Here is a 10,690-nt window from a genome sequence, read left to right as displayed (position 1 = left end):
GCAATTTGCCAATCGAAAACCCCCGGAACCACCCTACACGAGGAAACCCATATCACCCACAAACCAGCATTTATGGGGGAGCTCATAATGTATTGGAAAATGAAACAAAAAAGCTGTATAGAAGAAAAAATGTTGTTATAATTAATAGAAAAAGCAGAAAGGAACATGATCTATGAAAACAGCAATTATAACAGGAGCTTCAAGCGGACTCGGCAGTGAATTTGTAAAACAGATCAGCAAACAGGAAAAGTTAGATGAAATGTGGGTGATCGCGCGCAGAAAAGGACGCCTGACTGCATTACAAAAAGAAAGTCAGACACATCTTAGAATCATTACCGGGGATCTGACAAAGCCAGAGACGCTGCGGGAGATAGAGGCAATGCTCTGGAAGGAGAAGCCGGATGTGCGCATATTAGTCAATGCGGCAGGGTATGGAAAGATCGGTTCCTGGCGGGATATCAAAAGAAGCGATGTGGATGGCATGATCGATTTGAACTGTAAGGCTGCTGTTGCCATGACGCAGATCACACTGCCTTTTATGAAACGTGGGGCACGTATTTTACAGATCTGCTCGACAGCAGCGTTTCAGCCTTTCCCATATCTTAGTGTTTATGCGGCAACAAAAGCATTTTTATACCGTTATAGCAGGGCACTGCGTGTAGAACTTTATGGAACAGGAATCCGTGTGACTGCCGTCTGCCCATACTGGATCAAAGATACAGAGTTTATCGTCAGGGCAAAAAAGAGCAGTGACAGTTCTTGCATCCGAAGTTTCCCACTTGCTTCCCGTCAGAAAAATGTAGTACATCATGCATTATCAGATGCGAAACTTGGACTCGCGGTATCCACACCGGGTATCGTCTGCACTCTGCACCGGGCAGCCGCAAAAATAATCCCGGCAGATCTGATGATGGGTATGTGGGCTCTGATACGGAGAATATAAACATAATTTACAATAATGAACGCATTGCATTTTTTTTCTAAGAGGTGCTATATTAAGAATAAAAATAGGAGCAATCGCCCACAAGTGGTTGACCTATTAATGGATTAGCAGAAAGCCACCCAGTAACCGCCAAGTATACGAGGGTGGTTTTTTGCTATGTAAAAATAGCTATTTGCAGAACGTAAAAATAAACGTCAGCAATGCCAGAAGGAAAAGACCAAACTGCATCAAATCCCGAAAATCAAAATGATTTTTCTTCATTGGCACCACCTCCATTCATGTGAATAGAGGTCAACACACCCAGTAACACGATGCTCTGTTTCTATATTTGTATATTAAGATAAGTACATTTTTTATACAATCTATATATATTTTAAAATTACCGTTTATCCCCTTGACAAATCCACATATCGGTACTATCATAAACATATGAACAGATAAGAATATGTTCAAATGATAATGTGAACGACCGGAGGTGTAAGATTTGGCAATAAACGATGTACCATGCTGTGAGGCATATGAAGTCCATGAAGATAAGATCAAAGCGGCAAGTGAACAGATGCCGGACGAGGATGAATTATATGATCTTGCCGAACTGTTTAAGGTATTCGGAGATTCCACGAGAATCCGGATTCTGTTCGTACTGTTTCAGTCTGAGATGTGTGTATGTGATCTGGCGCAGTCGCTGAACATGAACCAGTCGGCAATTTCACATCAGCTTAAGATTTTAAAACAGGCAAAGCTTGTGACCGGACGACGTGAAGGAAAGTCCGTGATCTATTCACTGGCAGATGAACATGTAAGGACTATCATTGACCAGGGAAGAGAACATATCGAAGAGTAAGTAAAAACAAAATTCATATTAAAAAGAAAATGGAGGAAGAGGTAATGAAAAAGAAATTCAAACTTGAGGATCTTGACTGTGCAAACTGCGCAGCAAAAATGGAAGAGGCAATCAAAAAAATCGAAGGTGTTAACGACGCAAGTGTCAGTTTCATGACACAGAAAATGATGGTAGATGCTGTAGATGACAAATTTGATGACATCATGAAAGAAGTAGTAAAAGTCTGCGCAAAGGTTGAACCGGACTGCAAGATCTTACTGTAAGAAAAATCCAAATAAAACAATAACATAGTTGTGTGTGACAATCGGTCTCATACAGGAAAAGCCCGGTTATGCAAAAGGAGTGCTGCACATGAACATATATCTGCGCAAAATAAAAAGACGCATGAGAAAAGATATCAGGCAGCACGTTGTATGAAATACATGCATACCGGGCTTACAAAAAAGAAAACATATGAATACATGAACATATGAAATAAAAGTAGAAAAGAGGAAACGATATGACATCAAAACAGAAAAAAATGCTGTACCGTATTATCACTGCATTTGTGCTGTTTGTAGTGTTAATGGTTTTAGAACATACTGGAGTATTAGAGCAGTTACCGGGTCAGTGGCTTGTATTTCTGATCTATCTGATCCCATATCTGGTGATTGGTTATGACATTGTCTTTAAGGCGGTAAGAAACATCAGTCACGGACAGGTGTTTGATGAAAACTTCCTGATGATGGTCGCAACCTTTGGTGCATTTGGTGTAAAAGAATACTCGGAAGCAGTTGCAGTTATGCTGTTTTATCAGGTTGGAGAGCTGTTCCAGAATTATGCGGTCGGCAAATCCAGACAGTCTATTTCTGATATGATGAATATCTGTCCGGAGTATGCAAATATAGAGGAAGATGGCGTGTTAACGCAGGTAGATCCGGATGATGTGGAAGTGGGAAGCATCATTGTTGTAAAACCGGGCGAGCGTATCCCGCTTGATGGAATCGTGACAGAGGGAACATCCATGATCGATACAGCTGCACTGACCGGTGAATCTGTACCACGCAGGGCAACCGTCGGTGATGAGATCATCAGCGGTTGTGTGAATGGAAGCAGTACGATCAAAGTAAAAGTAACAAAAGCATTCGAAGATTCTACGGTAGCCCGTATTTTAGAACTGGTAGAGAATGCAAGCAGCAAAAAAGCAAAAGTGGAGAACTTTATCACCAGATTTGCAAAATACTATACACCGGTTGTTACCATCGGTGCAGTGATTTTAGCAATCTTACCTCCGCTGATCTTAGGCGGCGGCTGGGCAGACTGGATACAGAGAGCATGTATCTTCCTTGTTATTTCCTGCCCATGTGCACTTGTTATTTCCGTTCCGCTTGGTTTCTTTGGTGGAATTGGTGCCTCCTCTAAGATTGGTATTTTAGTAAAAGGAAGCAACTATTTAGAGGCAGTTGCCGAGATGACAACGATCGTTTTTGATAAGACCGGTACGCTGACAAAAGGTGAATTTAAAGTTTCTGAAGTCCTGCCATCTGCAGAGAAAAATAACACGATTGGAAAAGAAGAATTATTGGAGATCGCAGCCTACGGTGAAGGGTATTCCAACCATCCGATTGCAAACTCGATCCGTGAAGCATACGGAAAAACGCTTTCCATGGAGCGTGTTACAGATACGGAGGAGATCGCCGGACACGGTATCCATACATTTATTGATGGCAGGGAAGTATACCTTGGTAATGCAAAACTGATGGAGGCGCAGAATATCGCCTACACGGAAAACAAGACTGCCGGAACAGTTGTCTATGTGGCATGTAACAATGTATTTGCCGGAAGTATCGTAATTTCAGATACAGTCAAAGAAGGCAGTAAAAATGCAATCGCTGATATGAAAAAGGTCGGTGTGAAAAAGACGGTAATGCTGACTGGAGACAGACAGGCGGCGGCAGATGCTGTTGCAGCAGAACTTGGCATTGATGAAGTGCATGCAGAACTGCTCCCGGCAGATAAAGTTGGAGAAGTGGAGAAGTTATTAGGTTCACAGAATGAAAAAGAACGGCTTGCGTTCGTCGGAGATGGTATCAATGACGCACCGGTACTCACGAGGGCAGATATCGGAATTGCCATGGGAAGCATGGGATCGGATGCAGCGATCGAGGCAGCGGATATTGTGCTTATGGATGATGATATCCGAAAAATCGCATCACTCGTTAAAATTGCAAGAAAGACACTTGGCATTGTAAAACAGAATATTGTATTTGCACTTGCCATCAAGTCCCTGGTATTATTATTAGGTGCCCTTGGTATGGCAAATATGTGGGAAGCAGTATTCGCAGATGTCGGAGTTTCTGTGATCGCAATTTTAAACTCCATGCGTACGCTGAATACAAAATAGAAAATGAAATATAAAACATGAAAAAGACGGCAAATGATAAAATTTCTCATTTGCCGTTTTTTTAGTTGAAAATGGAAAAATGAGGGTATATAATCGTTAAAATGTTACAGAGAGGGCAGTCGGTTAATGACAGCCAATACAAATAATTTAATCCACAGGAGGTACATAAGATGTTAGATTGTTTTAAAGCAATTAACTGGAAGAAAACAGGTATTTTTGCAGCAGGAGTATTATTTGGAACCGCAGGTGTCAAAGTTCTCTCAAGCAAGGATGCTAAGAAAGTTTACACAAACTGTACAGCAGCAGTACTTCGTGCAAAGGAGTGTGTAATGAACACAGTTACAACTGTTCAGGAGAATGCCGGTGATATCTACGAGGAGGCTAAGAGTATCAACGAGGAGCGTGCCGCAGCAGCAGAGGCAGCAGCTTTCGCAGATGAAGCAGAGAAAGCCGCAGAAACAGAGGACAGTGCAGCAGAGAACGAGGCAGCTGTTGAAGAATAAGGTGTAAAACAAGTAGTCCTGAGAGGATTTCTTCATATAAATAAATGAGGATGAAAATATAAAAGCAGTGGCTTACTTATACCGCGACAGGAAGCACCGGGAGAAAATCCTCAGGTGCTTCCTTTTTTAGAGACAGTCTGGAAATGGAGTGAGAAATATGAAGTTTGTCATCAAACATGAGATCAAAGGGCGTATGCGTATCCATGTGTCCCAGTACAGGATGAGTTGTGGACAGGCAGATACGCTTCTTTATTTTTTACACAGCAATAAATATGTGACGTTTGCAAAAGTTTATGAGCGAACCGGGGATGCGGTAATCTCTTATATTGGAGATCGTGCAGAGATAATCCGTACATTACAGCAGTTTTCTTATGAAAAAGTGGATGTTCCCGCAGGTGTGATCGAAAATTCCGGCCGTGAATTAAATGCGAAATATCAGGAGAAACTGATCGAAAAAGTTGTCTGCCGTTATGCAAGTAAAATGTTTCTGCCATATCCGGTACGGGCATGTGTCACGACGTTCAAATCCGTAAAATATATATGGAAAGGTTTACAGTGCTTATGGCACCGGAAGATTGAAGTGCCGGTACTCGATGCAACTGCGATCGGGGTATCGATTTTCAGAAATGATATTGAGACAGCCGGCTCGGTTATGTTCTTACTTGGCATAGGAGAACTCTTAGAAGAGTGGACGCATAAGAAATCCGTGGATGATCTGGCGCGTACGATGTCCTTAAATGTAGGAAAAGTCTGGTTAAAGCGCGAAGATCAGGAAGTACTCGTAACAACTTCAGAAATCCGTCCGGGAGATGAAGTTGTGGTTCATATGGGAAATGTCATCCCATTTGACGGAGTGGTAAGCGATGGTGAGGCGATGGTCAACCAGGCATCCTTAACCGGAGAATCTGTTCCGGTCCGGAGGGTAAAAGAAAATTCTGTTTATGCAGGAACAGTGGTAGAAGAAGGAGAACTTACAGTTCTTGTGAAAGAAGTCGGTGGTTCCAGCCGTTTTGAGAAGATCGTTACCATGATCGAGGAGTCTGAAAAATTAAAATCTGCACTGGAAGGAAAAGCAGAGCATCTTGCAGACAAACTGGTGCCATATTCACTGGGCGGTACAGCATTAACATATCTTCTGACCAGAAATGTAAATAAGGCAATATCTGTACTGATGGTTGATTTTTCCTGTGCGTTAAAGCTGGCAATGCCAATTTCCGTATTGTCAGCGATCCGTGAGGCAAGTCTATATCATGTGACCGTCAAGGGTGGCAAGTACTTAGAAGCAGTTGCGGATGCAGACACGATCGTTTTTGATAAGACAGGAACACTCACAAAGGCGCAGCCGACCGTTGTTGACGTCGTATCCTTTAACGGTGCAGATTCGGATGAGTTACTGCGTATCGCAGCATGTTTAGAGGAACATTTTCCTCATTCCATGGCAAAAGCTGTTGTGGATGCAGCACAGCAGAAACATCTGCTGCATGAGGAAATGCACACCAAAGTGGAGTATATCGTAGCACACGGTATATCAACAACGATCGATGGAAAACGTGCAGTGATCGGAAGCAGCCATTTTGTCTTTGAGGATGAAAACTGTACGATTCCGGAAGAAAAGCAGGATCTGTTTGACTCTTTGCCAAAAGAATATTCACATCTGTATCTTGCTATCGAAGGAAAACTGGCAGGTGTGATCTGTATCGAAGATCCGCTTCGTGAGGAGGCAGAAGCAGTTGTCAATTCCTTAAAGCGTGCCGGTATCACAAAGGTTGTTATGATGACAGGAGACAGCGAACGTACCGCGGCAGCAATCGCAAAGCGTGTCGGTGTGGACGAGTATTATTCCGAAGTACTGCCGGAAGATAAAGCTGGATTTATTGAGAAAGAAAAAGCAGCCGGAAGAAAGGTGATCATGATCGGTGATGGAATCAATGATTCCCCGGCACTTTCCGCTGCAAACGTTGGTATTGCGATCAGTGATGGTGCAGAGATCGCAAGAGAGATCGCAGATATCACGGTTGGCTCGGATGATCTTTACCAGATCGTAACATTAAAACTATTATCGGACAGCCTGATGAAACGTATCCGCGGCAATTACCGCTTTATCGTAAGTTTCAATCTTGGATTGATCCTTGGAGGTGTAGCAGGAATTTTACAGCCGACTACATCAGCATTACTGCATAATACATCAACACTTTTGATCAGTTTAAAGAGCATGCAGAATCTGCTGGATTAGCAAAGAAAGGATGCGTATAATTCATTTAGCTGGAGCGTATATCTGACTGGTGGACAGTATTATTTGAAACTGAAGTCTGGTGAAAATGTTACTTTTAATGTGTCAAAGAATAATCTGAAAGAAAGTTTTACAGAGACACAGACAAAAAATAATGATATGATCGATACTGCAAATGCCATTGACCTGAAAAAGAAGTACAAAGGCGTGATGGCAGCGAATGACAGCATTGATTATTTCAGATTTAAGGTGCCGGCAAAGGGCAAAATTATTTTTAATGCGTTAAATTCTACCGATAATACATTGAAATATCTGTTTTATGATAAAAATTATAATCAGGTTTATAATTTTGAACTTTCTAACGGACGTAAAACGACAGAGACATTTGAACTTGCAGCAGGTAATTATTATCTTGCGTTGACACAGCGTACAGAAGGGTATGGCATCGGCAGTTACAACTTTACTTTGGATTATGCCGCAAGTGCGCCAGCTAAGCCGTCTGTTACCAGCGTAAAAAATGCATCTGGCAAAAAGATGGTTGTAAAATGGAAGAAAGTAAAAGGCATCAGTGGTTACGAGTTACAGTATGCAACAAGTTCTAATTTCAAAAAAGGACTGGTAAAGAAAAATATTTCTTCTGGCAAGACATCTGCAACTTATACAAAACTGAAAAAAATAAAACCTACTATGTAAGAATGCGCTCTTATGTCAAGGTAAACGGCAAAAAGGTATATGGAAACTGGAGTGCAAAAAAGAGTGTTAAAATAAAAAAATAAGATCATAAAAATGGCTGCTTTCCTGTAAATGGGAGGCAGCATTTTTTTGCTTTATTGGTTTACAAGTGAACGAAAAAAGAATAAAATAAACCGTAAATTAAAATGAATGTGTAAGAATAACGGGATCATTCAGGCTGAAAATGGAGGCTTACAATGGAAATACAAAATGATCATAAGAAAACATTAAAGAAAATATGGATTTTGTCTGCAGGAATCATAGTAGTTCTGGCAATTGTGCTGTTTGCAGGGATAAAAAATGGATTTTTTTTAAGAAAGAGCGATAAGATTTTATATGCTATGTATCAAACGGTCAAGGATCAGCCACAGGTGGCAGACGGTTTGAATGGGGAAGATTATACCATTTCGATAGAAGGGCAGTGGAAGAAACAGAAGATACAGGCAGAGTATGCATCAGATTCTGCACAGAAGCAGTTAAGGGGAACGTTAGATCTTGATAAGCTGCAGGATTTGGAATTTGTAATGGTACTAAATGACAAGGAACTGAAAGCACAGTTTCCGTCACTGAGTTCGAAAGTATTTACATATGATTATAACAGTAACAAACAAAGCGGATATATTGCAAAAAAGATCGGTTCACAGAATCTGGAACGTTTTAATACGGTTCTGGCAGGATTATACGGTGGAAAAGAACAAAAAGAGATTGGAAAAGATATATTAAAAGAAGCACGGAAAGAATTTAATAAAATTAAGATCAATAAAATCGAAAAACAGGAATTTGAAATTGACGGTCAGAAAAAAGATTGTGTGGGCTATCAGTTTGTGACCAGCAGTGATAATGTACAAAATGTGTTAGATGCCGCAGAGAAAGCTGCGAAGAAAAAATATGGAGATGGGACAAAAATATCAGAAGATCCTGCCGGAAAAATATTTATGGCGGTTTATGACAAAGTATCAGTAGCGGGGGAGATGGAATGTAAGGTATATTTATTCCGGAATAAGCTGGCTGCGATCGCTGTAAATTATGAAATTGATGGAAATAAGCAGAATATGGAAATTTTATTTTTGGGCGGTGACTTCCGGATGCAGAACATGAAAATCACATATTTAAAGGGAGAAGAGACACACTCTGTCTGGACTGCTATTACAGGAAACCCTGCAGCGGGGGACGGAACACTCACATTTGAATCCGATGATGAAGATGGTCTGAATGGTAGAATTTCCGTGAAAAAGGGGAGTGAAATGACGGACATTACGGGGGAAGAATGTGATCTTATGGGATTGAATGGATTTGAATTGTTAGGATTATTTGGTGAGTTTGCTGGATTTTGAACTGTTATTTTCTCAATAAGATGCAAAAAATCAAAGTGTTTCTCAATAAAAACATGCGAAGTACTTGAATTTCCATACAGATAATATATAATGTCTAAGATGGTTAAAAAGTTAACAAAGATAAGATGAGCGAGGTAAAACACGATGTATGCAGATGAAAATGTGATTAAAATCAAACACGATGTACTCTACACAGTCGCAAAGCTTGCATTTGAAGGCAGACTTGAAGAAGAGAGAGACCACATCGCAACAGAACTCATTCCAGGTCCGACACCGCAGTTTCGCTGTTGTATTTATAAAGAGAGGGAGATCATCCGTCAGAGAGTCCGTTTAGCAGAGGGTAAAGCACCGGGCGCAGAGGATGATGGAAATGTGGTTCAGGTTATCAGCTCCGCATGTGAGGACTGTCCGATTTCCAGTTATACTGTAACAGAGAACTGCCAGAACTGTCTTGGAAAAGCATGTATCAATGCATGTAAATTTGGCGCAATCGAGCCGGGAAGAGACCGTTCCCATATTGATCCTTCCAAATGTAAAGAATGTGGAAAATGTGCACAGGCATGTCCTTACAATGCAATCGCACATTTAAAGAGACCGTGTAAATTCAGCTGTCCGGTCAATGCGATTACATACAATGAGTACGGCATTTCCGTGATCGATAAAGAAAAATGTATCCGCTGCGGTAAATGTATCCACAGCTGTCCGTTCGGAGCAATCGCATCTAAGACTTATATTGTGCCGGTAATCGAGGCTTTAAAAGCAGGTAAGCATGTATATGCAATGACAGCTCCTGCAACAGAAGGCCAGTTTGGTGCAGATATCACAATGGCAAGCTGGAAAAAAGCGATGAAAGAGATGGGATTTACTGATTTCTATGATGTAGGTCTCGGTGGAGATATGACAGCAGCTTATGAGGCAGAAGAGTGGGCAGAGGCTTATAAAGAGGGAAATAAAAAAGTTACTTCCTGCTGTCCTGCATTCGTAAATATGGTGCGTTTACATTATCCGGAATTAGCAGAGTGTGTATCTACAACAGTATCTCCGATGTGCGCAGTTTCACGTCTGATCAAAGCGAAAGATCCTGATGCGATCACTGTATTTATTGGACCGTGTGTTGCCAAGAAGTCAGAAGTTGCAGATCAGAAGATCGAGGGAAATGCAGATTATGTATTAACATACAGCGAGATCCGTGCAATGATGAAAGCAAAAGGCGTTGAGTTACAGCCGTGTCCAAATGATGATCAGACAGCATCTACATTTGGTAAACGTTTCGCAAACTCCGGCGGTGTAACAGCAGCAGTACTTGAGAGCTTAAAAGAGTCTAACGATGAGATCGCAGCAACCGTATGCAAGGCAAACGGTGCGGCAGAGTGTAAGAAAGCATTACTTCTGTTAAAAGCAGCAAGACTGCCGGAAGACTTCATTGAAGGTATGGCATGCGAGGGCGGCTGCGTTGGTGGTCCAAGTGCGTTCAACGATCAGATTTCTTCTAAAAAGAACCGTGATACCCTGATCGGTCAGGCAGATGACCGTACCATCCATGACAACTTAAAGAATTACGACATGGAAAGCTTCTCCATGCACCGCGAGTAGGACGAGCGGAGCATTGCATCGCGGGTAAGCAAACAGAATAGTGAGCATTATTATGCCGTGCAGCCTGTAAAAGGGTTGTGCGGCATTTTTGGTTTGCGCGCCATGGGCGCGCTCTAATGGGTGAAAGT

Annotated in this window: 9 protein-coding genes; all 9 read left to right on the top strand. The window is 41.6% G+C overall.

Annotation, left to right across the window (positions count from 1 at the left end):
- The first annotated feature begins 172 nt into the window (after nucleotides 1-172).
- Nucleotides 173-943, top strand: a complete 771-nt coding sequence (locus tag DXA60_RS17960; RefSeq protein ID WP_117922637.1) for an SDR family NAD(P)-dependent oxidoreductase — start codon at nucleotides 173-175, stop codon at nucleotides 941-943.
- Between the two features lie 484 nt (nucleotides 944-1,427).
- The gene (locus tag DXA60_RS17955) at nucleotides 1,428-1,787 is read left to right on the top strand and encodes an ArsR/SmtB family transcription factor (protein ID WP_117922636.1); all 360 of its coding nucleotides are present in this window, start codon (nucleotides 1,428-1,430) and stop codon (nucleotides 1,785-1,787) included.
- 44 nt (nucleotides 1,788-1,831) lie between these two features.
- Nucleotides 1,832-2,050, top strand: coding sequence for a cation transporter (locus DXA60_RS17950; protein ID WP_117922635.1), 219 nt, complete (start codon nucleotides 1,832-1,834; stop codon nucleotides 2,048-2,050).
- Between the two features lie 236 nt (nucleotides 2,051-2,286).
- Nucleotides 2,287-4,170: a heavy metal translocating P-type ATPase gene (locus DXA60_RS17945; protein WP_117922634.1), complete on the top strand. Its 1,884-nt coding sequence runs from the start codon at nucleotides 2,287-2,289 to the stop codon at nucleotides 4,168-4,170.
- Nucleotides 4,171-4,340: 170 nt separating this feature from the next.
- Entirely contained in the window at nucleotides 4,341-4,673 is a 333-nt protein-coding gene (locus DXA60_RS17940) for a DUF6110 family protein (protein ID WP_117922633.1), read from the top strand.
- 157 nt (nucleotides 4,674-4,830) lie between these two features.
- Entirely contained in the window at nucleotides 4,831-6,906 is a 2,076-nt protein-coding gene (locus DXA60_RS17935; protein ID WP_117922632.1) for a heavy metal translocating P-type ATPase, read from the top strand.
- Nucleotides 6,907-6,969: 63 nt separating this feature from the next.
- Nucleotides 6,970-7,596, top strand: coding sequence for a hypothetical protein (locus tag DXA60_RS17930; RefSeq protein WP_117922631.1), 627 nt, complete (start codon nucleotides 6,970-6,972; stop codon nucleotides 7,594-7,596).
- A gap of 236 nt (nucleotides 7,597-7,832) precedes the next feature.
- Complete coding sequence (locus DXA60_RS17925; RefSeq protein ID WP_117922630.1) at nucleotides 7,833-8,969, top strand: hypothetical protein; 1,137 nt, start codon at nucleotides 7,833-7,835, stop codon at nucleotides 8,967-8,969.
- Nucleotides 8,970-9,113: 144 nt separating this feature from the next.
- Entirely contained in the window at nucleotides 9,114-10,562 is a 1,449-nt protein-coding gene (locus DXA60_RS17920) for a 4Fe-4S dicluster domain-containing protein (RefSeq protein ID WP_117922629.1), read from the top strand.
- Nucleotides 10,563-10,690 lie beyond the last annotated feature (128 nt).

Origin of the sequence: Roseburia sp. OF03-24 (genome assembly GCF_003463035.1) — a bacterium.
Lineage (GTDB): Bacteria > Bacillota > Clostridia > Lachnospirales > Lachnospiraceae > Roseburia > Roseburia rectibacter.
The sequence above is the reverse complement of the archived record's forward strand: the minus strand, read 5'-3'. Positions and strand labels throughout refer to the sequence as shown.